This is a genomic window from Pseudomonas sp. Pseusp49, from assembly GCF_059491875.1.
Map to the genome: position 1 here is coordinate 6,395,359 of NZ_CP168514.1, position 23,791 is coordinate 6,419,149.

Consider the following 23,791-nt stretch of genomic DNA (forward strand, 5'->3'; position numbering starts at 1 on the left):
GTTGCGCGCTAACTTATTAAGAGCCTTGCCTAATGCGTTCATTTTTCAAGACATGGCTAACCATTTGCCTTTTGATGCCACTGGCCGCCCACGCCACCAATCGTGAGCAACGTCTTCCTAACGTTAATGGTTACACCCCAAAATCCCATGTCTCTGCTCCTTCGAGCAAAGACAAGAAATCCGCCAAATATGCTCCAAGCCTGGCCAGCAGCAAAAGCGGCCTGGTTCCACCGATGGGCACCAAGGAAAGCAGCGACGTGCTGAGCCGCGCCGTGAACGTCCTTGGCACTCCCTATCGTTGGGGCGGCAGCAGCCCAAGCAAAGGCTTCGATTGCAGCGGCCTGGTGAAATACGCGTTCAACGACGCCACGTTCGACCTGCCACGCACCTCCAACGCCATGGCCAGCGGTCATGGGGAGAAAGTCGATCGCAACGACCTGAAGCCGGGCGACCTGATTTTCTTCAACATCAAGAGCCGCCGGGTCAATCACGTCGCCATTTACCTGGGCAACGACCGTTTCATCCACGCGCCACGTCGCGGCAAGTCGGTGAGCATCGACACCTTGAAGAAACCGTACTGGGAAAACCACTACGTGGTTGCCAAGCGGGTTCTGCCGAAAGAGCCGAATCAGATGCGGGTTGTTCAGCGCTGATTGAAGCAAGGTCAAAGGATCGCAGCCTTCGGCAGCTGTGTAGGAGCTGCCGAAGGCTGCGATCTTTTGCTTTTCAGGGCTATCAAAACCCCTCCGGCGACCGCGCCTTCTCCCGCGCATGATCACGACTGATCAACCCCCTGTTCACCAGGTCCTTCAAGCTCATATCCAGCGTCTGCATGCCCAACGCCCCTCCCGACTGAATCGCCGAGTACATCTGCGCGACCTTGTCCTCGCGGATCAGGTTGCGGATCGCCGACGTCCCCAGCATGATCTCGTGGGCCGCGATGCGTCCACCGCCGACCTTCTTCACCAGCGTCTGGGACACCACCGCCAGCAGCGACTCGGAGAGCATCGAGCGCACCATTGACTTCTCGTCCCCCGGAAACACGTCCACTACCCGGTCAATGGTCTTCGCCGCCGACGTGGTGTGCAGCGTGCCGAACACCAGATGGCCGGTTTCGGCGGCGGTCAACGCCAGGCGTATGGTTTCCAGATCGCGCATCTCCCCCACCAGAATCACGTCCGGGTCCTCCCGCAACGCCGAGCGCAGGGCCGTGGCGAAGCTGCGGGTATCGCGGTGGACCTCACGCTGGTTGATCAGGCACTTGCGCGGCTCGTGGACAAACTCGATAGGGTCTTCAATGGTGAGGATGTGGTGATGGCGATGGTTATTGAGGTAGTCGATCATCGCCGCCAGCGTGGTGGATTTTCCGGAACCGGTCGGGCCGGTCACCAGCACCAGGCCACGGGGAGCGTCGGTCATTTTGCGAAACACCTCTCCCATGCCCAGTTCGTCCATGCTCTGCACTTTCGCCGGTATGGTGCGAAACACCGCACCCGCGCCACGGCTCTGATTGAACGCATTGGCCCGAAAACGCGCCACACCGGGCACTTCAAAGGAAAAGTCGATTTCCAGATGCTTCTCAAAGTCCGCCCGCTGGGTGTCGTTCATGATGGCATCGATCAGCGCCTGCACCTGTTGGTGGTCCAGGGCCGGCAGGTTGATGCGCCGCACATCGCCATCCACCCGAATCATCGGTGGCAGGCCAGCAGACAAATGCAGGTCCGATGCCCCCTGTTTGGCGCTGAACGCCAGCAGCTCAGTGATATCCATAGCGCCTCTCAATTCCAGTAGAATGCCGCGAACCTTCAGACCGCTGGCGCCTCTTGATGTCCACCATAGCAGACAACATTCTCGAAGTTAGTTCGCGCATCCATGCCGCAACACTTGCCGCCAATCGCGCCGAAAACAGCGTCCATCTGCTGGCGGTGAGCAAGACCAAACCCGCACAGGACCTGCGTGAAGCCTACGCCGCCGGCCTGCGCGACTTTGGCGAGAACTACCTGCAGGAAGCGCTGGGCAAACAGCTTGAACTGGCCGACCTGCCCTTGATCTGGCACTTCATCGGCCCCATTCAATCGAACAAGACTCGTGCTATCGCCGAGCACTTCGACTGGGTGCATTCCGTGGATCGTCTGAAAATCGCGCAACGCCTGTCCGAACAACGTCCTGCCGATTTGCCGCCCCTGAATATCTGCATTCAGGTCAACGTCAGCGGTGAAGCCAGCAAATCCGGCTGCACCCCGGCCGACCTGCCGACCCTGGCCAGTGCCATCAGCGCCCTGCCGCGCCTGACGTTGCGCGGGCTGATGGCCATCCCTGAGCCGACCGAAGATCGCGCCGCCCAGGACGCCGCGTTTGCGGCCGTGCAAAGTCTGCAAGCCAGCCTGAACCTGCCACTCGACACACTTTCCATGGGCATGAGCCACGACCTTGAGTCGGCCATTGCCCAGGGCGCCACTTGGGTCCGTATCGGTACGGCCCTGTTTGGCGCCCGTGATTACGATCGGCCATAACCCATGACCGACTCTCTTCTTTATAAGGACCTGACATGAGCAAGACGCGTATTGCCTTTATCGGTGCCGGCAACATGGCCGCCAGCCTGATCGGCGGCCTGCGGGCCAAGGGTCTGGAAGCCGCGCAGATCCGCGCCAGCGATCCGGGCGAAGAAACCCGCGCCCGCGTGAGTGCTGAACACGGCATCGAAACCTTCGCCGACAACGCCCAGGCCATCGAAGGCGCCGACGTCGTCGTCCTTGCGGTCAAGCCGCAGGCGATGAAAGCCGTGTGCGAAGCGATTCGCCCAAGCCTCAAGCCCCATCAACTGGTGGTGTCGATTGCAGCAGGCATCACCTGCGCCAGCATGAACAACTGGCTTGGCGCCCAGCCGATCGTGCGCTGCATGCCCAACACCGCGGCGCTTCTGCGTCAGGGCGTGAGCGGCTTGTTCGCAACAGCCCAAGTGACCGCCGAACAGCGCCAGCAAGCCCAGGAGCTGCTGTCTGCGGTCGGCATCGCCTTATGGCTCAATGAAGAGCAGCAACTGGATGCCGTCACCGCCGTTTCCGGCTCGGGCCCGGCGTATTTCTTCCTGCTGATCGAGGCCATGACCGCCGCCGGCGTGAAACTTGGGCTGCCGGCGGACATCGCCGCGCAATTGACCCTGCAAACCGCACTGGGCGCCGCGCACATGGCGGTCTCCAGCGACGTCGACGCGGCCGAGCTGCGCCGCCGTGTCACCTCCCCTGCGGGCACCACGGAAGCAGCAATCAAGTCGTTCCAGGCCAATGGTTTTGAAGCCCTGGTCGAAAAAGCACTCGGCGCTGCCGCGCATCGCTCGGCCGAGATGGCCGAACAACTGGGTCAATAAGGAGCTTTTCATGATTGGATTGAACACCGCAGCGGTCTACGTGCTGCAAACCCTCGGCAGCCTGTACCTGCTGATCGTGCTGATGCGCTTCGTGCTGCAACTGGTGCGGGCGAACTTCTACAACCCGATCTGCCAGTTCATCGTCAAGGCCACCCAGCCTCTGCTCAAGCCACTGCGCCGGATCATCCCGAGCGTGTTCGGCCTGGACATGTCCTCGCTGGTGCTGGCGATCCTGGTGCAACTGGCCCTGATGGCCCTGACCCTTTTGCTGACCTACGGCACCACCGGCAATCCACTGCAACTGCTGATCTGGTCGATCATCGGTGTGACCGCGCTGTTCCTGAACATCTTCTTCTTTGCCCTGATCATCAGTGTGATCCTGTCCTGGGTCGCACCGGGCAGCCATAACCCGGGCGCCGAACTGGTGAACGACGTCTGCGAGCCGGCCCTGGCGCCGTTCCGCAAGTTCCTGCCGAACCTGGGCGGGCTTGATCTGTCGCCGATCTTTGCGTTCCTGGCGATCAAACTGATCGACATGCTGGTGATCAACAACCTCGCCGCCTTGACCATGATGCCGCAAATCCTCCGCGTGTTGATCTGACCCGGTGAGCTGGTTTCGCTGGGACGGTGACGACCTGATTCTGGAGTGTCACCTGCAACCGGCAGCCCGTAGCGATGACTTCGCCGGGCTGCACGGTGATCGCCTGAAGATCCGCCTGACCGCGCCGCCGGTCGAGGGCAAGGCCAACGCTTATCTGATGGCGTTTCTGGCCAAGGCCTTTGGCGTGTCCAAGAGCCAGGTCAGTTTGATCAGTGGCGAGTTGAACCGGCAGAAGCGGGTGCGGATCTGTTCGCCGAAGAAGTTGCCGGACCTTCCCGACCTGAAACGCTGAACCCACTGTAGGAGCTGGCTTGCCAGCGATCCAGGCAACGCGGTGTGTCAGGCCCGCCGCCTCGCCGGCAAGCCGGCTCCTACAGAGGGCAAGGGTTAGCTTGCTGCTAGGGTCGGCGGTCTTTAGACTTACGCCTCATTTCAATGAGAGCAGGGTCGATGCCAGCTGCCTTTCCCCCCGATTCTGTTGGTCTGGTGACGCCGCAAGTGGCGCACTTCAGCGAGCCGCTGGCCTTGGCCTGTGGTCGTTCGCTCCCGGCCTATGACCTGATCTACGAAACCTACGGCACGCTCAACGCCACGGCGAGCAATGCCGTGCTGATCTGCCACGCCTTGTCCGGGCACCACCACGCTGCCGGCTATCACAGCGCCGACGACCGCAAACCCGGTTGGTGGGACAGCTGCATCGGCCCCGGCAAGCCAATCGACACCAACAAATTCTTCGTGGTCAGCCTGAACAACCTCGGCGGCTGCAACGGCTCCACTGGCCCGAGCAGCATCAACCCGGACACCGGCAAGCCGTTCGGCGCCGATTTCCCGGTATTGACCGTCGAGGATTGGGTGCACAGTCAGGCGCGCCTGGCCGATCGCCTCGGCATCGCCCAGTTCGCGGCCGTGATCGGCGGCAGCCTTGGCGGCATGCAGGCGATGCAATGGAGCATCACCTACCCCGACCGCATCCGTCACTGCCTGGCCATCGCCTCGGCCCCCAAGCTGTCGGCACAGAACATCGCGTTCAACGAAGTGGCGCGCCAGGCGATCCTCACCGACCCTGAATTCCACGGCGGTTCGTTCCAGGAACAGGGCGTGATCCCCAAGCGCGGCCTGATGCTGGCGCGGATGGTCGGGCACATCACCTACCTGTCGGACGACTCCATGGGCGAGAAATTCGGCCGTGGCCTGAAGAGCGAAAAGCTCAACTACGACTTCCACAGTGTCGAGTTCCAGGTCGAAAGCTACCTGCGCTATCAGGGCGAAGAGTTCTCCGGGCGTTTCGACGCCAACACGTACCTGTTGATGACCAAGGCACTCGATTACTTCGATCCGGCGGCGAACTTCGACGATAACCTGGCGAAAACCTTCGAAGGCGCCAAAGCCAAGTTCTGTGTGATGTCGTTCACCACCGACTGGCGCTTCTCCCCTGCCCGCTCGCGAGAGCTGGTGGACGCGCTGATGGCCGCGCGCAAGGACGTCTGCTACCTGGAGATCGACGCACCGCAAGGCCACGACGCCTTCCTGATTCCGATCCCGCGCTACCTGCAGGCATTCGGCAATTACATGAACCGCATTACGCTGTGAGAAAGCCATGAGAGCTGATCTGGAAATCATCCAGGAATGGATCCCCGCCGGCAGCCGCGTGCTCGACCTCGGGTGCGGCGATGGCGAACTGCTGACCTGGCTGCGCGACAACAAGCAAGTCACCGGTTATGGCCTGGAAAACGACGCCGACAACATCGCCGAGTGCGTGGCCAAGGGCATCAACGTCATCGAACAGGACCTGGACAAGGGCCTGGGCAACTTCGCCAGCAACAGTTTCGACATCGTGGTCATGACCCAGGCGCTGCAAGCAGTGCACTACCCGGACAAGATCCTCGAAGAAATGCTGCGCGTGGGCCGTCAGTGCATCATCACCTTCCCCAATTTCGGTCACTGGCGCTGCCGCTGGTACCTGGCGAGCAAGGGTCGGATGCCGGTATCCGAGTTCCTGCCGTACACCTGGTACAACACGCCGAACATCCACTTCTGCACCTTCGCGGACTTTGAAGCCTTGTGTCGCGAACGTGAAGCGAAGGTCATTGATCGGCTTGCCGTGGATCAACAGCATCGGCACGGGTGGGCCAGTAAGCTATGGCCTAATCTGTTAGGTGAGATCGGAATCTACCGCGTCAGCAGTCCGGGACTTTCCGACCACAAGGTCGCGGTCTGATCCACCCTATTTCAAGGAGAACGATCATGGGTCGTCTTGCTTTGTTTCTACTCACTGCCTGCCTGAGCGTCACCGCCATGGGCGCCGAAGCCATAAAGGGCGAGCGCCAGGAAACCTTCGGCGACGTGACGGTGCACTACAACACCTTCAACTCCACCTACCTGACCCCGGACATTGCCAAGTCCGCCGAACTGATCCGCAGCAAGAACCAGGGCGTGATCAACATCTCGGTGCTCAAGGAAGGCAAGCCACTGATGGCCCAGGTGAGCGGTTCGGTCAAAGACCTGACCAGCCAGACGGTGCCACTGCAGTTCAAACAGATCACCGAACAAGGCGCGATCTACTACATCGCGCAATATCCGGTGGATCAGCAGGAAGTCCGCACCTTCGACATCAAGGTGCAGACCGGTGACAAAATCAACACCATCAATTTCAACCAAGAGCTTTTCCCTGGCCAATGATCAACTTCACGCAACTCGTATTGGCCAGCCATAACGCCGGCAAACTCAAGGAACTCCAGGCCATGCTCGGCGAGTCGGTGCATCTGCGCTCGATCGGCGAGTTCAGCAGCGTCGAGCCTGAAGAAACCGGTCTGTCGTTCGTCGAGAACGCCATCCTCAAGGCCCGTAATGCCGCACGCATTTCCGGTTTGCCGGCGCTGGCCGACGATTCCGGGCTGGCGGTGGACTTCCTCGGTGGTGCGCCAGGTATTTATTCGGCGCGTTATGCCGACGGCAAGGGCGATGCGGCGAACAACGCCAAGCTCCTCGACGTGTTGAAAGACGTGCCTGAAGCCGAGCGTGGTGCGCAGTTCGTCTGCGTGCTGGCACTGGTACGTCACGCCGACGATCCGTTGCCAATCCTCTGCGAAGGTTTGTGGCACGGGCGAATCCTGACCCAGGCCAGCGGCGAACACGGTTTTGGCTACGACCCGCTGTTCTGGGTGCCAGAGCGCGACTGCTCCAGCGCCGAACTGAGCCCTGCCGACAAGAACCAGATCAGCCACCGCGCCCGTGCAATGGATCTGCTGCGCCAGCGTCTGGGCTTGAAATGACCCGTGAATCATCCGCATCGCCGCTGATCTTCGGCGGCGATGCTTCATCGCCCCGGGCGGCACTGCCTGTGTTGCCGCCCCTGGCGCTGTACATCCACATCCCGTGGTGTGTGCGCAAATGCCCTTATTGCGACTTCAACTCCCACACCGCCAGCCCTGTGCTGCCGGAGGAAGAGTATGTCGACGCGTTGCTGGCCGATCTCGACCAGGACCTGCACGCCGTCTATGGCCGTGAACTGAGCTCGATCTTCTTTGGTGGCGGCACGCCGAGCCTGTTCAGTGCCGATTCCCTGGGTCGCCTGCTCAAAGGCGTCGAACAACGCATCCCCTTTGCCAGCGACATCGAAATCACGCTGGAGGCCAATCCGGGGACGTTCGAGCAAGACAAGTTCGTGGCGTACCGGAAACTCGGGATCAATCGCCTGTCGATCGGCATCCAGAGCTTCCAGCAGGAAAAACTCCAGGCCCTGGGCCGGATTCACAACGGCGACGAAGCCGTACGTGCCGCCGGCATGGCGCGGCAGGCCGGCTTCGATAACTTCAACCTGGACTTGATGCATGGCTTGCCGAATCAGTCCCTGGAAGATGCCTTGGCCGACCTGCGCACAGCCATCGCCCTGAAACCGACACACCTGTCGTGGTATCAACTGACCCTGGAACCGAACACGGTGTTCTGGAACCAGCCGCCGACGCTGCCGGAAGACGACACGTTGTGGGACATTCAGGAAGCCGGGCAAGCGCTGCTGGCCGAACACGGTTACGCCCAGTACGAAGTCTCGGCCTATGCCCTGCCCGGTCGCCCGGCGCGACACAACCTCAATTACTGGAGTTTTGGCGACTTCATCGGCATCGGTGCCGGTGCCCACGGCAAGCTCAGTCACCCGGACGGGCGCATTGTCCGCACCTGGAAAACCCGCCTGCCGAAGGATTACCTGAATCCGGCGAAAAGCTTCCGGGCCGGCGAGAAAGCGCTGGGCAACGATGAAATGCCATTCGAGTTCCTGATGAACGCGCTGCGCCTGACTGAAGGCGTCGAATCGCGACTGTACCCTGAACGTACCGGCATGCTCCTGGAAAGCCTTGCTGAAGGTCGCCGTGAAGCCGAACAAAGCGGCCTGTTGCAGGTCGAACCGTCACGCCTGGTAGCCACCGAACGCGGACAACTCTTCCTCAACGACTTGCTGCAGAAATTTCTGACATAAGGAAATCGAATGGATTTGGTACTCGACCTGCTTGCCACCGTGTCCCGCTGGAGCCGCAGCAACCTCTCGGAAATCGCCCTGGCCCTGGTGGGCTGCCTGCTGGTGCTGTTTGGTGCGGATTTCAAAGGCTGGGTCGAGCAGCGCCTGGGCAGCATCGCCGGCGCCTTGCGCGTGCCACTGATGGCCCTGCTGTGCATGATCGGCAGCGGTGCGGCGCTGATCTACGCCACGCCGTGGGTCGTACGCGGCTTGAGCCAGTTCAACAACTACAGCCTGGCGCCGGTGTTGTTGGTGGTGCTGGTGTTGATTGGCGTGGTCGCGGATCGCCGCTAATCCTGCAGCACACACAAAACGACTGTGGGAGCGGGCTTGCTCGCGAAAGCGGTGTATCAGACAACATTAATGTCGACTGACACGACGCCTTCGCGAGCAAGCCCGCTCCCACATTGCCTTGTATTGCAGCTTAAGACAGCTTCTCGAACTTCAAATCCCACACGCCATGCCCAAGACGTTCGCCACGGCGTTCGAACTTGGTGATCGGGCGCTCGGCCGGGCGCGGTACGCACTTGCCGTCTTCGGCCAGGTTGCGATAACCCGGGGCGACATTCATCACTTCCAGCATGTATTCGGCGTACGGTTCCCAGTCGGTGGCCATGTGCAGAATCCCGCCGACCTTCAACTTGCTGCGTACCAGCTCGGCGAAGGACGCCTGGACGATACGGCGCTTGTGGTGACGGCTCTTGTGCCACGGATCCGGGAAAAACAGCATCAGGCGATCAAGGCTGTTATCGGCCACGCAGCGGTTGAGCACTTCGATCGCATCGCAATCATAGACCCGCAGGTTGGTAAGGCCCTGGGTCAGCACGCCATTGAGCAGCGCCCCGACACCCGGACGGTGCACTTCTACACCGATGAAGTCCTGGTCCGGCGCAGCCGCTGCCATTTCCAGCAACGAATGGCCCATGCCAAAACCGATTTCCAGCGAGCGCGGTGCCGAGCGACCGAACACCTGGTCGAAATCAACCGGCGCGTCGGCCAGCGGCAGCACGAACAGCGGCGCGCCCTGCTCCAGGCCGCGTTGCTGGCCTTCGGTCATGCGCCCGGCGCGCATCACGAAACTCTTGATGCGGCGGTGTTGGCGCTCGTCGCCTTCTTCCGTCTGGATTGGCGTGTCGTTCGATTCAGTCATCAATGGCTCTTACTTGATCAGACCATCCAGCGGCGAAGAGGCGCTGGCATAGAGTTTTTTCGGCATACGGCCGGCGAGGTAAGCCAGGCGGCCTGCGACGATCGCATGTTTCATGGCTTCAGCCATCATGACCGGCTGCTGGGCGTGGGCGATGGCCGAGTTCATCAGCACCGCATCACAACCCAGCTCCATGGCGATGGTGGCGTCGGAAGCGGTACCGACGCCGGCATCCACCAGTACCGGAATTTTGGCTTCTTCAAGAATGATCTGCAGGTTGTACGGATTGCAGATCCCCAGACCCGAACCGATCAGACCGGCCAGTGGCATCACCGCGATACAACCGATTTCCGCCAGTTGCCGGGCGATGATCGGGTCATCACTGGTGTAGACCATCACGTCGAAGCCTTCCTTGACCAGCGTTTCGGCGGCCTTGAGGGTTTCGATCACGTTGGGGAACAGGGTTTTCTGATCGGCCAGCACTTCCAGCTTCACCAGGTTGTGGCCGTCGAGCAGCTCACGGGCCAGGCGACAGGTGCGCACAGCTTCGATGGCGTCGTAGCAACCGGCGGTGTTCGGCAGGAAGGTGTAGCGATCCGGCGACAGCACTTCGAGCAGGTTCGGCTCGCCCTCGATCTGACCGAGGTTGGTGCGGCGCACGGCGAAGGTGACGATCTCGGCACCCGAGGCTTCGATGGCCAGGCGGGTTTCTTCCATGTCACGGTACTTGCCGGTACCGACCAGCAAACGCGACTGGTAAGTACGACCGGCCAGGACGAAAGGCTTGTCGCTGCGAACGATGCTCATGGGAAATCCTCTGTAGGGGTGAGGTACTTGCAGAATTCTGTGGCCACTCGGCCGAGACTACTAGCCGCCGCCGATGGCGTGCACCACTTCGACGTTGTCGCCGTCGTTCAAGGTCGTGTCTGCATGCTGGCTGCGCGGGACGATATCCAGATTGAGCTCGACCGCCACCCGGCGTCCGGTCAGGTCCAGACGGGTCAGCAGGGCCGCAACGGTCTCACCGTCGGGCAGTTCAAAGGATTCGCCGTTCAACTGAATGCGCATGCCGGATGCCGCCATCATTTTTTGGGGCAGGCATTCTAGCCCGATCAGTCAGGCCGACCCAAGCCATTCGTCTTGAAATCCGATTCATGTAATTCATGTAGGAGCTGCCGCAGGCTGCGATCTTTTGATCTTGAAAAACAAAAGGCAAAAGATCGCAGCCTGCGGCAGCTCCTACATGAGGTCATATTCCGGATCAGGTCAGGCGCCAGGCGGCGAGGCCCAGGCAGAACCAGCCAACCAGGAATGCCAGACCGCCGAAAGGCGTGATGATGCCGAGCTTGCTGATGCCCGTCAGCGTCAGCATGTAAAGACTGCCGGAGAACAGCAGGATCCCGATGGCAAACGACGCACCGGCCCAGGTGGCGAGTCGACCGGGAATCTGCGTGGCCAGCGCCGCGATACCGAGCAACGCCAGGGCGTGCACCAGTTGATAGGTGACGCCGGTGTGGAAGATCGCCAGGTACTCGGCGCTCAGGCGGTTCTTCAGCCCATGGGCGGCAAAGGCGCCAAGACCGACACCGGTGAAACCGAAAAAAGCGGCCAGCATCAGAAAGCCACGCAGCATTCAGAACTCCAGTCAGTTTCGATCCAAAGGGTCTGTATAATGGCCCGCTCAACGGGTTCGGCCAAGCCATCTCTATGCTGCGTATCTATTTCCGTCATTTCTCCAAGGCCGTGCTCTGGTTCATGGGCGGCAGCGTATTGCTGGTGCTGATCTTTCGCGTGGTGCCGCCTCCGGGGACGGCACTGATGGTCGAGCGCAAGATCGAATCCTGGTTTGACGGCGAACCCATCGACCTGCAACGGAGCTGGAAACCCTGGGACGAGATCTCCGACGACCTGAAAGTCGCGGTGATTGCCGGCGAAGACCAGAAATTCCCGGAGCACTGGGGCTTCGATATCGGCGCTATTCAGGCGGCGTTTGCTCATAACGAGCGCGGCGGTTCGATCCGTGGCGCCAGCACCCTCAGCCAGCAAGTCTCGAAAAACCTGTTCCTGTGGTCTGGCCGCAGCTGGCTGCGCAAAGGCCTGGAAGCCTGGTTCACCGGACTGATCGAAGTGTTCTGGCCCAAGCAGCGGATTCTTGAGGTGTACCTGAATAGCGTTGAGTGGGATGACGGGGTGTTTGGCGCGGAGGCTGCGGCGCGGCATCATTTTGGTGTGAGCGCCAGGAACCTCAGCCGTCAGCAATCGAGCTTGTTGGCTGCGGTACTGCCCAACCCTCGTGTGTGGAGTGCGAGCCACCCGACCGCTTACGTGGCGCGACGTGCAGGCTGGATTCGGCGCCAGATGAGCCAACTGGGTGGCGACAGCTATCTGGTCGGGCTGAACGATTCGCGTCGGGCGCCTTGGTCCCAGTGATTCCCAAGATCAAAAGATCGCAGCCTTCGGCAGCTCCTACAGGGGATCGCGTAACCCTGTAGGAGCTGCCGAAGGCTGCGATCTTTTGACCTTCAAATAAAAACGCCCCGACCAAGATCGGGGCGTTTTTTTATTGCCGGTGGCGCCAGTTACGCAGCGATCGACAACTTGAGCTTGTTCATCGCGCTCTTCTCGAGCTGACGAATACGCTCGGCCGACACGTTGTACTTCTGCGCCAGGTCGTGCAGCGTGGCTTTTTCCTCCGCCAGCCAGCGCTGGTAGAGAATGTCACGGCTACGGTCGTCCAGCACTTCCAGCGCTTCGTGCAGGTTGTGGTTGGAGTTGTCGCTCCAGTCGGCGTCTTCCAGTTGACGCGCCGGGTCGTACCGGTGGTCTTCCAGGTAGTTGGCCGGCGACTGGAATGCACTGTCGTCGTCCGCTTCGGCAGCCGGGTCGAAGGCCATGTCATGGCCGGTCAGGCGGCTTTCCATCTCGCGCACTTCCCGAGGCTCTACGCCCAGGCTTTCAGCGACGCGATGAACTTCCTCGTTATTCAACCAGGCCAAACGTTTCTTCTGGCTGCGCAGGTTGAAGAACAGCTTGCGCTGGGCCTTGGTGGTCGCGACTTTCACGATGCGCCAGTTGCGCAGGATGAACTCGTGGATTTCCGCCTTGATCCAGTGCACGGCAAAGGACACCAGGCGCACGCCCATTTCCGGGTTGAAGCGCTTCACGGCCTTCATCAGGCCGACGTTGCCTTCCTGGATCAGGTCAGCCTGGGCCAGGCCGTAGCCGGAATAGCTACGGGCGATATGTACGACAAAACGCAGGTGGGCGAGCACCATCTGCCGAGCCGCCCCCAAATCCTGCTCATAATAGAGACTCTCGGCCAGTTCACGCTCCTGCTCCGGCGACAGCAATGGAATGCTGTTGACGGTGTGCACATAGGCCTCCAGGTTCGCACCCGGGACCAGAGCATATGCAGGTTGCAAAGAATTGGTCATACGAAAAAACCTCCGACTTACAAACTCGTGCAGTTCAGCACTGCGAAAATTGACCGGAAACCGAAAGACAAGTTCCCTAAAACCCATAAACGCTGAAAGGTCAATACGAGCAAAATGATACTACTTAGGCGCAAGCTCCCTCAGGTGGCGTGCGACTGCAATCCATGCACCGATATACCCCAACAGCACCGCGCCAAGCAAGAGAGACAGACCGTCGGCAACTGGCACTCCAGCCAGCGCAAAATCACTGCCGTACAAACCGGCCAGCCCTACCACTGCGTCGTTCAGCCAATCAAGGCCGAACGCAAGCACGCCCCAGGACAGAATCCCCGCACCGAAGCCATACAGCGCCCCCATGTACAGGAAGGGCCTGCGGACATAGCTGTCAGTGCCGCCGACCAGTTTAATCACTTCTATCTCTGTGCGGCGGTTTTCAATATGAAGACGAATGGTATTGCCTATCACCAAAAGTAATGCAGAAACCAGAAGCACCGTCAGACCGAAGACAAAGCGGTCACCCAGCTTGAGGATGGCTGCCAGACGCTCGACCCAGACTAAATCAAGTTGCGCCTGTTGTACCTTCGGCAGCTCGGATAGTTTTTGTCTTAATGCTTCAAGGGCCGGCTTGTCGACCTCGTTCGGCGTCACCAGGACCACGCCCGGCAGCGGGTTCTCCGGCAATTCCTTGAGCGCCTCGCCCAGACCGGACTGTTGCTGGAACTCCTCCAGCGCCTGATCCCGGCCAACGTATTCGGCGTCGGCGACGCCCGGCATGCCCTTGATCTGATCGCGCAGCGATTCGCCTTCGGCCGGCTTGGCCTCAAGGTCCAGATACAGGGAAATCTGCGCCGCGCGTTGCCAGGAACCACCCAGACGCTCGACGTTACTTAGCAAAAGTGACAGCCCCATGGGCAAACTCAGGGCCACCGCCATCACCATGCAGGTGAAAAAACTGCCGATCGGCTGCTTGCCCAGGCGACGCAGGCTGTCGACCATGCTGGCGCGATGGCTTTCGATCCAGGCACGGAACAACGTGGCGAAGTCCGGCCCGTCGTCATCGTCGTGTTTTTTCTTTTGCGGCTGCGGATCGGCGGCTTTCGGGGCCACGCGCTCGGAAACCTTGGGGCTGCGTGTCGCACTCATACCGCGGCCTCCCCGTCACCGATCAATCGACCGCGTTGCAGCGTCAGCATGCGGTGGCGCATGCGGGCGATCAGGGCCAGGTCGTGACTGGCGATCAGCACGCTGGTACCCAGGCGATTGATATCTTCGAACACACCCATGATCTCGGCGGCCAGACGCGGGTCGAGGTTACCGGTCGGTTCGTCCGCCAGCAGCAAGGCCGGGCGATGGACGATGGCGCGGGCGATGCCGACGCGCTGCTGCTGACCGGTGGACAGGTCGCCCGGGTACAGATCGGTTTTATCCGACAGCGCCACACGCTCCAGTGCCGAGTCCACACGCTTGGCGATCTCGGCCTTGGACAGCCCGAGGATCTGCAAAGGCAACGCGACGTTATTGAACACCGTGCGATCGAACAGTAACTGGTGATTCTGGAACACCACGCCGATCTGCCGGCGCAAGAAAGGAATCTGCGCGTTGCTGATGGTGCTCAGGTCTTGCCCGGCGAGCAGCAGCTTGCCGCTGGTCGGTCGCTCCATGGCCAGCAACAGGCGCAACAGCGTGGATTTACCGGCGCCGGAATGGCCGGTAACAAACAAGAACTCGCCACGACGGACTCGAAAGCTCAGCTCATGCAAGCCGACGTGACCGTTCGGGTAGCGCTTACCGACCTGTTCGAAACGAATCATGAACGCTCCCGCTCGGCAAACAATGCCTGGACAAAGGGTTCTGCTTCAAAGGTACGCAAATCGTCGATGCCTTCGCCGACGCCAATGTAGCGGATCGGCAGGCCGAATTGCTTGGCCAGGGCGAAAATCACCCCGCCTTTGGCGGTGCCGTCGAGCTTGGTCAGCGCCAGGCCGGTCAGTTCGACGGTCTGGTTGAATTGCTTGGCCTGGTTGATGGCGTTCTGGCCGGTGCCGGCGTCAAGCACCAGGAGCACTTCGTGAGGTGCGTCGGCGTCGAGCTTGCCGATTACGCGGCGAACCTTTTTCAGCTCTTCCATCAGGTTGTCTTTGGTGTGCAGGCGGCCGGCGGTGTCAGCGATCAGCACATCGATGCCGCGAGCCTTGGCGGCCTGCACGGCGTCGAAGATCACCGAAGCCGAGTCGGCGCCGGTATGCTGGGCGATCACCGGGATCTTGTTGCGCTCGCCCCAGACCTGCAACTGCTCTACCGCCGCCGCGCGGAAGGTGTCGCCGGCGGCGAGCATGACTTTCTTGCCTTCCAGCTGCAGTTTCTTCGCCAACTTGCCGATGGTGGTGGTCTTGCCGGCACCGTTGACGCCGACGACCAGAATCACGAACGGCTTGTTCTGCGAGGTGATTTTCAGCGGCTGCTCGACGGGCTTGAGCATGGCGGCCAGCTCGGCTTGCAGGGATTTGTATAGCGCGTCGGTGTCGGCCAGTTCCTTGCGCGCAACCTTCTGCGTCAGACGTTGAATGATCACCGAGGTGGCTTCGACACCGACGTCGGCAGTCAGCAAACGGGTTTCGAGGTCCTCGAGCAGTTCGTCGTCAATAGCCTTTTTGCCCAGGAACAGGCTGACCATGCCTTCGCCGATACTGGCGCTGGTCTTGGACAAGCCCTGCTTGAGGCGGGCGAAGAAACCGGCCTTGGTTTCTTCGGTGCGTACGGGTTCTACCGGGGTTTCGACGGGTGTCGCGATCGGCGCAGGAGTCGGAGCGGGTGCCGGTGCTTGAGCAACCGGAGCAACCGGAGCAACCGGAGCAACCGGAGCAACGAATACCGGAACCTCTGGCTGACTGACAACGGGAACAGGCTCGGCCACGACGACGGGTTCAACCATCGCTTCGACCACAGGCGCATGAACCGGTGCAGGCGCAAACGCTGCCGGGGCCGGAATCGGCGGGGTCACATGGGGGGCCAGGTCATTTTCGACCAACGCCACGGGCTCTTCGGCCACCGGCAGGGTCAACCACGGTTCGGCCGTCGGGGCCAGCGGCTGTTCGGCGACGATTTCGCTGACGGGTTCGGGAGCGGCTTCAACCTTGGGTTGCAGCAACGGCTCGGCAACCGGCAGAACAACCGGCGCGGGCGCTTCTTCTATTACCGGGACCGGCGTCTGCGCGGGCTCAGGAATGGCTTGTGGCTGTTCGACGACGGGTTCCTGCGGCTTTTTGCGCAGCCATCCGAACAGGCTTTTTTTCTCGCCAGCCGCAGCTGGGGTCTTCTTGTCGTCGTTGGAACCAAACATGGAGGACGGCTATCTCACGGTAGCGACGCGCCAATGGCGCCCCGGCAAATAAATAATCGATGCAGAACAGACTGTGTTTCACCCAGCTTGTTCACGCGCAACATTTTGTCGAGGTGCCCGATGGCGCCTCACGGAATCGAATTCTCATTGGACTAAAGCAGCAAAATCGGCGAAAACGCGGAATTCAGTTGATAAATATCCACCTTCCGTCGCAAACCCATTCAACCTGATCAAGCATAAAGGCCTGATAGGCGTGGCCGCCGCTAAAACGGATCAGTATCCTAGCACCCTCTCGCCCGCTGACGCTAAGAACAAGCGGGCAGCCCCAAAGGTTTGAAAACGAATGAATGCTCTTGCCCGCCGCGCCGCAGGCCTGCTGCTCAGCACAGTTTGCCTGCCCCTTTCGGCCCTGGCTGCCGACCCGCAACCCACCCACGAATTCACTCTCGACAACGGCTTGAAGGTGGTCGTGCGCGAAGACCATCGTGCACCTGTTGTGGTTTCCCAGGTCTGGTACAAGGTCGGCTCCAGCTACGAGACGCCGGGCAATACCGGCCTGTCCCACGCTCTGGAACACATGATGTTCAAGGGCAGCGAGAAGGTCGGCCCCGGTGAAGCCTCGCTGATCCTGCGCGACCTCGGCGCCGAAGAGAACGCTTTCACCAGCGACGACTTCACCGCGTACTACCAGGTGCTGGCCCGGGATCGCCTGGGCGTAGCCTTCGAACTGGAAGCCGACCGCATGGCCAGCCTGCGCCTGCCGGCCGACGAGTTCGCCAAGGAAATCGAGGTCATCAAGGAAGAACGTCGCCTGCGCACCGACGACAAGCCTATGTCCAAGGCCTATGAGCGCTTCAAGGCCATGGCTTACCCGGCTAGCGGCTATCACACGCCGACCATCGGCTGGATGGCCGATCTTGAGCGGATGAAGGTCGAGGAACTGCGCCACTGGTACCAGACCTGGTACGTGCCGAACAACGCCACGCTGGTGGTGGTCGGCGACGTGACGCCGGACGAAGTCAAGGCTCTGGCCCAACGCTATTTCGGCCCGATCGCCAAGCGTGATGTGCCGGCCGCGAAGAAACCGCTGGAACTGGCCGAACCGGGCGAGCGCCAGATCACCCTGCATGTGCAAACTCAACTGCCCAGCCTGATGCTCGCCTTCAACGTGCCAAGCATTGCCACCGCCGAAGACAAACGCCTGGTCAATGCCCTGCGCCTGATCTCGGCGCTGCTCGATGGCGGCTACAGCGGACGCATCCCGACGCAACTGGAGCGCGGAGAAGAATTGGTGTCCGGCGGCTCGTCGAGTTACGACGCCTACACCCGTGGCGACAGCCTGTTCACCCTGTCTGCATCGCCAAACACACAGAAACACAAGACCATCGCCCAGGCCGAAGCCGGATTGTGGAAGCTGCTCGATCAGTTGAAAACCACTGCGCCGACGGCCGAAGAGCTAGAACGGGTTCGCGCGCAAGTCATCGCCGGCCTGGTCTACGAGCGCGACTCGATCACCAGCCAGGCCACCGCCATCGGCCAACTGGAAACCGTCGGCCTGTCATGGCAGCTGATGGACACCGAACTGGCCGACCTGGAAAGCGTGACCCCGGAAGATATCCAGAAAGCCGCCAAGCTGTATTTCACCCGCGAACGTCTCAGCGTCGCCCATGTACTGCCTCTGGAGACGACTCATGAGTGAGCGTAAACCCTCCCGCCTGGCCCTGATCGGGCTGATCGCTGCCGCCGTTATCGGCTCTGCCGCGTTCTATCTGTCGCGCTCCGGCGAAACCAGTGCCAGTGAAGCCCTGGACAAAGCCAAGGCCAGCCAGAAACTGCAATCGCTGACCGAGCTCAACGGCAAGGCGCCGGACCACCGCAAGCTGGACGTGCAGACCTGGAACACTGCCGAAGGCACCAAGGTGCTGTTCGTCGAAGCCCATGAGCTGCCGATGTTCGACATGCGCCTGATCTTCGCCGCCGGCAGCAGCCAGGACGGCGATGCACCGGGCCTGGCGCTGCTGACCAATGCCATGCTCAACGAAGGCGTGGCCGGCAAGGACGTCGGCGCCATTGCCCAGGGCTTCGAAGGCCTGGGCGCCGATTTCGGCAACGGTGCTTACAAAGACATGGCAATCGCTTCACTGCGCAGCCTGAGTGCCAAGGACAAGCGCGAGCCGGCCCTGAAGCTGTTCGCCGAAGTCATCGGCAAACCGACCTTCCCGGCTGACTCACTGCTGCGCATCAAGAACCAGATGCTCGCCGGTTTCGAATACCAGAAACAGAACCCCGGCAAGCTGGCGAGCCTGGAACTGATGAACCGCTTGTACGGTGATCACCCATACGCGCATTCCAGCGACGGCACCGCGAAAAGCGTACCGGCGATCACTCAGGCACAACTGCGTGCTTTCCACGAGAAAGCCTACGCAGCGGGCAACGTGGTGATCGCGCTGGTCGGCGACCTGTCCCGCGTGGAAGCCGAAACGATTGCCGCACAGGTTTCCGCTGCCTTGCCCAAAGGTCCGGCGCTGCCAAAAATCGCGCAACCGACTGAGCCGAAGGCGAGCATCGGCCACATAGAGTTCCCGTCCAAGCAGACCAACCTGTTGCTCGCGCAATTGGGCATCGATCGCGACGATCCGGACTACGCGGCGTTGTCCATGGGCAACCAGATTCTCGGTGGTGGCGGTTTCGGCACCCGGTTGATGAGCGAAGTGCGCGAGAAGCGTGGCCTGACCTACGGCGTGTATTCGGGCTTCACCCCGATGCAGGTGCGCGGCCCGTTCATGATCAACCTGCAGACCCGCGCCGAGATGAGCGAAGGCACCCTGAAACTGGTGCAGGACGTCCTGGCCGACTACCTTGAAACCGGCCCGACCGAAAAGGAACTCGACGACGCCAAGCGCGAACTGGCCGGCAGTTTCCCGCTGTCCACCGCCAGCAACGCCGATATCGTCGGCCAACTGGGCGCCATCGGTTTCTACAACCTGCCGTTGAGCCACCTGGAAGAATTCATGCAGCAGTCCCAGGCCTTGACCGTCGAACAGGTCAAAGCCGCCATGAACAAACACCTGGGCACGGACAAAATGGTCATCGTCAGCGCTGGCCCGACCGTGCCGCAAAAGCCGTTACCGGCCCCTACTGATAAACCTTCCGAGCAGCCGCTCGGGGTTCCGGAGCATTAATGGCCAGTCCCAAGAAACCCGCCAAAAACGTCCATAACGGCGTGAACCAGCTGCGCATCATCGGTGGCGAATGGCGCAGCCGCAAACTGAGCTTCCCCGACGCCCCGGGCCTGCGCCCGACGCCGGACCGCGTACGTGAAACCCTGTTCAACTGGCTCGCGCCTTACGTGCCGGGCGCCAAGGTGCTCGACCCCTTCACCGGCAGCGGCGCGCTATTCCTCGAAGCCCTGTCCCGTGGCGCGGCCATGGGCCAGGCGCTGGACGCCAGCAGCATCGCGGTGTCCAGCCTGAAGGAGCACTTGGGCACCCTGCGGTGCACCAACGGCCAGGTCCAGACCGCCGACGCCCTGCGCTATCTTGAAACCCAGACCGCAACGGCCTATGACCTGGTGTTCCTCGACCCGCCGTTCAACCAGAACCTGCTGCCCGCCGTTTGCAAGTTGCTCGAAGAGCGTCAATGGCTGGCCGAAGATGCCTGGGTGTACACCGAAAGCGAAACCGCACCGTCGACCCTGGGCCTGCCGGAGAACTGGCGCCTGCACCGCGAGCAGAAATCCGGGCGGGTTTATTACTCGCTTTGGCAGCGCAACGCTGTCCTGTCCGCATAGCCAACTTCGGGTGGGCATCCACTCACCCGATTACTCCGCAAACATTGTAATTAGAAATATATTTACGCTAGATAGATTTATTACTTGCGAGCCATCTTAGGCGGGCGAAATAACTCGCACAACCGCAAATGGACTTGCAAACCTATGCAACTAAAATACCCCACCACACCAACAAAAGAACTCACTCTCGACAATGGGTTGAAAATCATTACCGGCGAAATCAGTCAAGCTGCCGATGCTTACATCGATCTCGTTTACAAAGTCAGCCGTTGTAACGAATTACCGGAAAACGCAGGTATAAACATCATTCTTGCCAGCTTATTACTTAATGACAACGAATATATACCAAGCCCCGACGGAAAGGAGCCTACTTCATTTCACCTTGATGACTTCACAAGCTACAGGCAGCGTGTACGCCTTGCCGATTTAGACGTAGCCTTCAGCCAACTCGCAACCATGATGTCCGCACCAAAAATGACCGAAGCAACTTTACAGAAAGTCATTCAACGGAAAAATAGCCATCGGGCCGCGCGGGATATTTTTATATCCAACTACCTCACACCCCAGGAAGTCACCGAACTACTTTACCCTTTCAGCGGCTACTCCAACAATCCAGACGGCACTCCAACCAGCCTGTCACGCCTTGATCTCGATCAGTTACAGCAATGGCATCAACGATGGTATATACCCAACAATGCAACGCTGATCGTTGTTGGGAATGTAAGCGCCGACAATATTTTCTCTTTGGCAGAACAACATTTCTCCGCGATCCCACACAAACCTCTTGAAGACTTCAAGTACGACAAAGAAGCTGCCGAGCCGGGCAAGCGACACATCGAACTGCGCAAAGACACTAAAGAGCCTCTAGCGATCATGGCGTTCAATCTGCCTGACTTCGATTTTTTAAAAGATAATCCTAACGCTCTCGGCGCCCTGGATATCATCGTGGAGCTTCTGAACAACTACTTCCGGCTTATGCCCGGCGGATCTGGCGCTGCGCGGAAAATCCTCAACCAAAATTCGGGTATTTTTTTCTTAAGCGTCAAGGCTCAATCGGCAGATCAGACTCCAAGTCAATTGGAAAGCGGATTGCGCACTTATCTCAATGAGCTGAAGCGAAATCCAATCGAAGCACAAAGCTTGGAGCACTCTCGTGAAAACATACTTACACGATGGGCTGGATGGGAGCACAACCCATCGGTTTTGCCTATCCTCCTCACCACCTATCACTATGCAAAACTGCCTCTGAATAGTAGGGCGCAAAGATACCAAGCGTTGCTGAACATCACGCCCATGGACATTCAAAATTTCGCCAACACATACTTCACGGAACAGCGAATGACAACAGCCCACATTTTTCCAATGGCCGGTTCACCGGAATAATTCTGTTGCTCATTTTTAAATCCTGCTGTTGAGAGGCGAACAGCAAACCAAGGGGCTGCCGAACCGCAGCCCCGCGCTGGCCCGACCGTGCCGCAAAAGCCGTTACCGGCCCCTACTGATAAACCTTCCGAGCAGCCGCTCGGGGTTCCGGAGCATTAATGGCCAGTCCCAAGAAACCCGCCAAAAACGTCCATAACGGTGTGAACCAGTTGCGCATCATCGGTGGCGAATGGCGCAGCCGCAAACTGAGCTTCCCCGACGCCCCGGGCCTGCGCCCGACGCCGGACCGCGTACGTGAAACCCTGTTCAACTGGCTCGCGCCTTACGTGCCGGGCGCCAAGGTGCTCGACCCCTTCACCGGCAGCGGCGCGCTGTTCCTCGAAGCCCTGTCCCGTGGCGCGGCCATGAGCCAGGCGCTGAACGCCAGCAGCATCGCGGTGTCCAGCCTGAAGGAGCACCTGGGCACCCTGAGGTGCACCAACGGCCAGGTCCAGACCGCCGACGCCCTGCGCTATCTTGCAACCCAGACCGCAACGGCCTATGACCTGGTGTTCCTCGACCCGCCGTTCAACCAGAACCTGCTGCCCGCCGTTTGCAAGTTGCTCGAAGAGCGTCAATGACTGGCCGAAGATGCCTGGGTGTACACCGAAAGCGAATCCGCACCGTCGACCCTGGGCCTGCCGGACAATTGGCGTCTGCACCGCGAGCAAAAATCCGGGCGGGTTTATTACTCGCTTTGGCAGCGCAACGCTGTCCTGTCCGCATAGTCAACTTCGGGTGAGCATCCACTCACCCGATTACTCCGCAAACGTCGTAATTAGACATATATTTACGCTAGATAGATTTATGACTTGCGAGCCATCTTAGGTGGGCGAAATAACTCGCACAACCGCAAATGGACTTGCAAACCCATGCAGCTAAATTACCCCACCACGCCAATAAAAGAACTCACCCTCGACAATGGCTTGAAAATCATTACCGCTGAAATCAGTCAAGCTAGCGATGCTTACATCGATTTCGCTTACAAAGTCAGCAGCTGTAACGAATTACCAGAAAACGCAGGCATCAACATCACTCTTGCCAGCGTATTACTTTCTGACAACGAACATACATCAGGCTCTGACGAAAACGAGCACCTTTCATTTCACTTTGAAGACTTCACGATCTATAGACAGCGTGTACGCCTTGCCGATTTAGACGTAGCCTTCAGCCAACTCGCAACCATGATGTCCGCACCCAAAATGACCGAAGCCTCTTTACAGGCAGTCATTCAAGAGAGCAATAGCCATCGGGCCGCGCGGGATATTTTTATATCCAACTACCTCACACCCCAGGAAGTCACCGAACTACTTTACCCTTTCAGCGGCTACTCCAACAATCCACAAGGCACCCCAACCAGCCTGTCACGCCTTGATCTCGACCAGTTACAGCAATGGCATCAACGTTGGTACATGCCCAACAATGCAACACTGGTCGTTGTTGGAAATGTAAACACCGACAATATTCTCTCATTGGCGGAACAGCATTTCTCCGCGATCCCACACAAACCTCTTGAGGTCTTCAAGTACGACAAAGAAGCAGCCGAACCGGGCAAGCGACATATCGAAGTGCGCAAAGACACTAATGAGCCTCTAGCGATCATGGCGTTCAACCTGCCTGACTTCGATTTTTTCAAAAATGATCCTAACGCTCTTGGCGCCCTGGATATCATCGAGGAGCTTCTGAACAACTACTTCCGGCTTATGCCAGACGGATCTGGCGCTGCGCGGAAAAATCTCAACCAAAATGCGGGCATTTTTTTCTTAAGCGTCAAGGCCCTATCGGCAGATCAAACTCCATGTCAATTGGAAAGCGGACTGCGCACTTATCTCAATAAGCTGAAGCGAAATCCAATCGAAGTAAAAAGTTTGGAGCACGCTCGTGAAAACATACTTACGCGATGGGCCGGATGGGAGCACAACCCTTCGGCTTTGCCCTACCTCCTCACCACCTATCACTATGCAAAACTGCCTCTGGATAGTAGGGCGCAACGATACCAAGCGCTGCTGAATATCACGCCCATGGACATTCAGAATTTCGCCAACACATACTTCACGGAACAGCGAATGACAACAGCCCACATTTTTCCAATGGCGGGCTCACCGGAATAATTCTGTTGCTCATTTTTTAAATCCTGCTGTTGAAAGACGAACAGAAAACCAAGGGGCTGCCGAACC

General features: G+C 59.5%; 26 protein-coding genes and 1 pseudogene. 18 read left to right on the plus strand and 9 right to left on the minus strand.

Annotated elements, in window-relative coordinates; genetic code table 11:
* The first annotated feature begins 32 nt into the window (after positions 1-32).
* Positions 33-653, plus strand: coding sequence for a C40 family peptidase (locus tag ACEN83_RS28590; RefSeq protein WP_007975406.1), 621 nt, complete (start codon positions 33-35; stop codon positions 651-653).
* An 82-nt stretch (positions 654-735) separates the two neighbouring features.
* On the opposite strand, the gene ACEN83_RS28595 is transcribed toward ACEN83_RS28590, so the two are convergent.
* A complete protein-coding gene (locus tag ACEN83_RS28595) occupies positions 736-1,770 on the minus strand; it encodes a type IV pilus twitching motility protein PilT (protein ID WP_495578985.1) in 1,035 nt (344 codons plus the stop codon).
* 56 nt (positions 1,771-1,826) lie between these two features.
* Here ACEN83_RS28595 and ACEN83_RS28600 point away from each other — a divergent pair, with 56 nt between their 5' ends.
* The 10 genes from ACEN83_RS28600 (at position 1,827) to ACEN83_RS28645 (ending at position 8,775) form a co-directional block, all read left to right on the plus strand.
* A complete protein-coding gene (locus ACEN83_RS28600; protein WP_495578986.1) occupies positions 1,827-2,513 on the plus strand; it encodes a YggS family pyridoxal phosphate-dependent enzyme in 687 nt (228 codons plus the stop codon).
* Between the two features lie 35 nt (positions 2,514-2,548).
* A complete protein-coding gene (proC, locus tag ACEN83_RS28605) occupies positions 2,549-3,367 on the plus strand; it encodes a pyrroline-5-carboxylate reductase (protein WP_495578987.1) in 819 nt (272 codons plus the stop codon).
* A gap of 10 nt (positions 3,368-3,377) precedes the next feature.
* Entirely contained in the window at positions 3,378-3,968 is a 591-nt protein-coding gene (locus ACEN83_RS28610) for a YggT family protein (RefSeq protein ID WP_007975402.1), read from the plus strand.
* Positions 3,969-3,972: 4 nt separating this feature from the next.
* Positions 3,973-4,260: a DUF167 domain-containing protein gene (locus ACEN83_RS28615; RefSeq protein WP_429388386.1), complete on the plus strand. Its 288-nt coding sequence runs from the start codon at positions 3,973-3,975 to the stop codon at positions 4,258-4,260.
* A gap of 158 nt (positions 4,261-4,418) precedes the next feature.
* Positions 4,419-5,558, plus strand: a complete 1,140-nt coding sequence (gene metX / locus ACEN83_RS28620) for a homoserine O-succinyltransferase MetX (protein ID WP_015097209.1) — start codon at positions 4,419-4,421, stop codon at positions 5,556-5,558.
* Positions 5,559-5,565: 7 nt separating this feature from the next.
* Positions 5,566-6,186: a methionine biosynthesis protein MetW gene (gene metW, locus ACEN83_RS28625; protein WP_007975398.1), complete on the plus strand. Its 621-nt coding sequence runs from the start codon at positions 5,566-5,568 to the stop codon at positions 6,184-6,186.
* Positions 6,187-6,212: 26 nt separating this feature from the next.
* Positions 6,213-6,647: a DUF4426 domain-containing protein gene (locus ACEN83_RS28630; RefSeq protein WP_007975397.1), complete on the plus strand. Its 435-nt coding sequence runs from the start codon at positions 6,213-6,215 to the stop codon at positions 6,645-6,647.
* Entirely contained in the window at positions 6,644-7,240 is a 597-nt protein-coding gene (rdgB, locus tag ACEN83_RS28635; RefSeq protein WP_007975395.1) for an RdgB/HAM1 family non-canonical purine NTP pyrophosphatase, read from the plus strand. Before ACEN83_RS28630 ends, rdgB begins: the two co-directional genes overlap by 4 nt.
* Positions 7,237-8,442, plus strand: coding sequence for a radical SAM family heme chaperone HemW (gene hemW, locus ACEN83_RS28640; RefSeq protein ID WP_495578988.1), 1,206 nt, complete (start codon positions 7,237-7,239; stop codon positions 8,440-8,442). The genes rdgB and hemW overlap by 4 nt, the downstream gene beginning before the upstream one ends.
* 9 nt (positions 8,443-8,451) lie before the next feature.
* Positions 8,452-8,775: a DUF3392 domain-containing protein gene (locus ACEN83_RS28645; protein WP_007975393.1), complete on the plus strand. Its 324-nt coding sequence runs from the start codon at positions 8,452-8,454 to the stop codon at positions 8,773-8,775.
* Between the two features lie 130 nt (positions 8,776-8,905).
* Here the strand turns inward: ACEN83_RS28645 and trmB are convergent, their stop codons facing one another.
* The 4 genes from trmB to ACEN83_RS28665 form a co-directional block, all read right to left on the minus strand.
* Positions 8,906-9,631 (minus strand): tRNA (guanosine(46)-N7)-methyltransferase TrmB, encoded by a 726-nt coding sequence (gene trmB, locus ACEN83_RS28650; RefSeq protein WP_495578989.1) that lies wholly within the window; start codon positions 9,629-9,631, stop codon positions 8,906-8,908.
* Positions 9,632-9,640: 9 nt separating this feature from the next.
* The gene (locus ACEN83_RS28655; RefSeq protein ID WP_007975390.1) at positions 9,641-10,435 is read right to left on the minus strand and encodes a thiazole synthase; all 795 of its coding nucleotides are present in this window, start codon (positions 10,433-10,435) and stop codon (positions 9,641-9,643) included.
* Between the two features lie 60 nt (positions 10,436-10,495).
* Entirely contained in the window at positions 10,496-10,696 is a 201-nt protein-coding gene (gene thiS, locus ACEN83_RS28660; protein WP_007953386.1) for a sulfur carrier protein ThiS, read from the minus strand.
* 193 nt (positions 10,697-10,889) lie between these two features.
* The gene (locus tag ACEN83_RS28665; protein ID WP_495578990.1) at positions 10,890-11,261 is read right to left on the minus strand and encodes a DUF423 domain-containing protein; all 372 of its coding nucleotides are present in this window, start codon (positions 11,259-11,261) and stop codon (positions 10,890-10,892) included.
* 74 nt (positions 11,262-11,335) lie between these two features.
* On the opposite strand from ACEN83_RS28665, the gene mtgA reads away from it, so the two are divergent.
* Positions 11,336-12,058, plus strand: a complete 723-nt coding sequence (mtgA, locus tag ACEN83_RS28670; RefSeq protein WP_116579634.1) for a monofunctional biosynthetic peptidoglycan transglycosylase — start codon at positions 11,336-11,338, stop codon at positions 12,056-12,058.
* A 149-nt stretch (positions 12,059-12,207) separates the two neighbouring features.
* Here the strand turns inward: mtgA and rpoH are convergent, their stop codons facing one another.
* The 4 genes from rpoH to ftsY all read right to left on the minus strand — a co-directional run bounded on the left by rpoH (position 12,208) and on the right by ftsY (position 16,402).
* Positions 12,208-13,062, minus strand: a complete 855-nt coding sequence (rpoH, locus tag ACEN83_RS28675) for an RNA polymerase sigma factor RpoH (protein WP_007975386.1) — start codon at positions 13,060-13,062, stop codon at positions 12,208-12,210.
* A gap of 120 nt (positions 13,063-13,182) precedes the next feature.
* Positions 13,183-14,205, minus strand: coding sequence for a permease-like cell division protein FtsX (gene ftsX, locus ACEN83_RS28680; protein WP_007975385.1), 1,023 nt, complete (start codon positions 14,203-14,205; stop codon positions 13,183-13,185).
* Positions 14,202-14,873, minus strand: coding sequence for a cell division ATP-binding protein FtsE (gene ftsE / locus ACEN83_RS28685; protein ID WP_007975383.1), 672 nt, complete (start codon positions 14,871-14,873; stop codon positions 14,202-14,204). Before ftsE ends, ftsX begins: the two co-directional genes overlap by 4 nt.
* Complete coding sequence (gene ftsY / locus ACEN83_RS28690; RefSeq protein WP_495578991.1) at positions 14,870-16,402, minus strand: signal recognition particle-docking protein FtsY; 1,533 nt, start codon at positions 16,400-16,402, stop codon at positions 14,870-14,872. Before ftsY ends, ftsE begins: the two co-directional genes overlap by 4 nt.
* Positions 16,403-16,745: 343 nt before the next feature.
* Here ftsY and ACEN83_RS28695 point away from each other — a divergent pair, with 343 nt between their 5' ends.
* The 6 genes and pseudogenes from ACEN83_RS28695 (at position 16,746) to ACEN83_RS28720 (ending at position 23,725) form a co-directional block, all read left to right on the plus strand.
* Positions 16,746-18,101, plus strand: a complete 1,356-nt coding sequence (locus tag ACEN83_RS28695; protein ID WP_126048098.1) for a M16 family metallopeptidase — start codon at positions 16,746-16,748, stop codon at positions 18,099-18,101.
* Positions 18,094-19,584 (plus strand): M16 family metallopeptidase, encoded by a 1,491-nt coding sequence (locus tag ACEN83_RS28700; protein ID WP_495578992.1) that lies wholly within the window; start codon positions 18,094-18,096, stop codon positions 19,582-19,584. The genes ACEN83_RS28695 and ACEN83_RS28700 overlap by 8 nt, the downstream gene beginning before the upstream one ends.
* A complete protein-coding gene (gene rsmD / locus ACEN83_RS28705; RefSeq protein WP_495578993.1) occupies positions 19,584-20,192 on the plus strand; it encodes a 16S rRNA (guanine(966)-N(2))-methyltransferase RsmD in 609 nt (202 codons plus the stop codon). The genes ACEN83_RS28700 and rsmD (ACEN83_RS28705) overlap by 1 nt, the downstream gene beginning before the upstream one ends.
* Before the next feature lie 144 nt (positions 20,193-20,336).
* Positions 20,337-21,575 carry a M16 family metallopeptidase gene (locus ACEN83_RS28710; RefSeq protein ID WP_495578994.1) on the plus strand — a complete coding sequence of 413 codons (1,239 nt, stop codon included), beginning with the start codon at positions 20,337-20,339 and terminating at the stop codon, positions 21,573-21,575.
* A 158-nt stretch (positions 21,576-21,733) separates the two neighbouring features.
* Positions 21,734-22,342: pseudogene (gene rsmD / locus ACEN83_RS28715) on the plus strand (16S rRNA (guanine(966)-N(2))-methyltransferase RsmD).
* 144 nt (positions 22,343-22,486) lie between these two features.
* Positions 22,487-23,725 (plus strand): M16 family metallopeptidase, encoded by a 1,239-nt coding sequence (locus tag ACEN83_RS28720; protein WP_495578995.1) that lies wholly within the window; start codon positions 22,487-22,489, stop codon positions 23,723-23,725.
* Positions 23,726-23,791 lie beyond the last annotated feature (66 nt).

What these genes read in the sequence shown, in the direction of transcription:
- ACEN83_RS28665 (WP_495578990.1), bottom strand. Translation starts at nt 11,261, where the DNA reads ATGCTGCGTGGCTTTCTGATGCTGGCCGCTTTTTTCGGTTTCACCGGT.
- hemW (WP_495578988.1), top strand. Translation starts at nt 7,237, where the DNA reads ATGACCCGTGAATCATCCGCATCGCCGCTGATCTTCGGCGGCGATGCT.
- ACEN83_RS28710 (WP_495578994.1), top strand. Translation starts at nt 20,337, where the DNA reads ATGCAACTAAAATACCCCACCACACCAACAAAAGAACTCACTCTCGAC.
- ACEN83_RS28645 (WP_007975393.1), top strand. Translation starts at nt 8,452, where the DNA reads ATGGATTTGGTACTCGACCTGCTTGCCACCGTGTCCCGCTGGAGCCGC.
- ACEN83_RS28700 (WP_495578992.1), top strand. Translation starts at nt 18,094, where the DNA reads ATGAGTGAGCGTAAACCCTCCCGCCTGGCCCTGATCGGGCTGATCGCT.
- ACEN83_RS28595 (WP_495578985.1), bottom strand. Translation starts at nt 1,770, where the DNA reads ATGGATATCACTGAGCTGCTGGCGTTCAGCGCCAAACAGGGGGCATCG.
- rdgB (WP_007975395.1), top strand. Translation starts at nt 6,644, where the DNA reads ATGATCAACTTCACGCAACTCGTATTGGCCAGCCATAACGCCGGCAAA.
- rpoH (WP_007975386.1), bottom strand. Translation starts at nt 13,062, where the DNA reads ATGACCAATTCTTTGCAACCTGCATATGCTCTGGTCCCGGGTGCGAAC.
- ACEN83_RS28720 (WP_495578995.1), top strand. Translation starts at nt 22,487, where the DNA reads ATGCAGCTAAATTACCCCACCACGCCAATAAAAGAACTCACCCTCGAC.
- ftsX (WP_007975385.1), bottom strand. Translation starts at nt 14,205, where the DNA reads ATGAGTGCGACACGCAGCCCCAAGGTTTCCGAGCGCGTGGCCCCGAAA.
- proC (WP_495578987.1), top strand. Translation starts at nt 2,549, where the DNA reads ATGAGCAAGACGCGTATTGCCTTTATCGGTGCCGGCAACATGGCCGCC.
- ftsY (WP_495578991.1), bottom strand. Translation starts at nt 16,402, where the DNA reads ATGTTTGGTTCCAACGACGACAAGAAGACCCCAGCTGCGGCTGGCGAG.
- ACEN83_RS28630 (WP_007975397.1), top strand. Translation starts at nt 6,213, where the DNA reads ATGGGTCGTCTTGCTTTGTTTCTACTCACTGCCTGCCTGAGCGTCACC.
- ACEN83_RS28610 (WP_007975402.1), top strand. Translation starts at nt 3,378, where the DNA reads ATGATTGGATTGAACACCGCAGCGGTCTACGTGCTGCAAACCCTCGGC.
- thiS (WP_007953386.1), bottom strand. Translation starts at nt 10,696, where the DNA reads ATGCGCATTCAGTTGAACGGCGAATCCTTTGAACTGCCCGACGGTGAG.
- ACEN83_RS28600 (WP_495578986.1), top strand. Translation starts at nt 1,827, where the DNA reads ATGTCCACCATAGCAGACAACATTCTCGAAGTTAGTTCGCGCATCCAT.
- metW (WP_007975398.1), top strand. Translation starts at nt 5,566, where the DNA reads ATGAGAGCTGATCTGGAAATCATCCAGGAATGGATCCCCGCCGGCAGC.
- ftsE (WP_007975383.1), bottom strand. Translation starts at nt 14,873, where the DNA reads ATGATTCGTTTCGAACAGGTCGGTAAGCGCTACCCGAACGGTCACGTC.
- ACEN83_RS28655 (WP_007975390.1), bottom strand. Translation starts at nt 10,435, where the DNA reads ATGAGCATCGTTCGCAGCGACAAGCCTTTCGTCCTGGCCGGTCGTACT.
- ACEN83_RS28695 (WP_126048098.1), top strand. Translation starts at nt 16,746, where the DNA reads ATGAATGCTCTTGCCCGCCGCGCCGCAGGCCTGCTGCTCAGCACAGTT.
- mtgA (WP_116579634.1), top strand. Translation starts at nt 11,336, where the DNA reads ATGCTGCGTATCTATTTCCGTCATTTCTCCAAGGCCGTGCTCTGGTTC.
- metX (WP_015097209.1), top strand. Translation starts at nt 4,419, where the DNA reads ATGCCAGCTGCCTTTCCCCCCGATTCTGTTGGTCTGGTGACGCCGCAA.
- ACEN83_RS28590 (WP_007975406.1), top strand. Translation starts at nt 33, where the DNA reads ATGCGTTCATTTTTCAAGACATGGCTAACCATTTGCCTTTTGATGCCA.
- rsmD (WP_495578993.1), top strand. Translation starts at nt 19,584, where the DNA reads ATGGCCAGTCCCAAGAAACCCGCCAAAAACGTCCATAACGGCGTGAAC.
- trmB (WP_495578989.1), bottom strand. Translation starts at nt 9,631, where the DNA reads ATGACTGAATCGAACGACACGCCAATCCAGACGGAAGAAGGCGACGAG.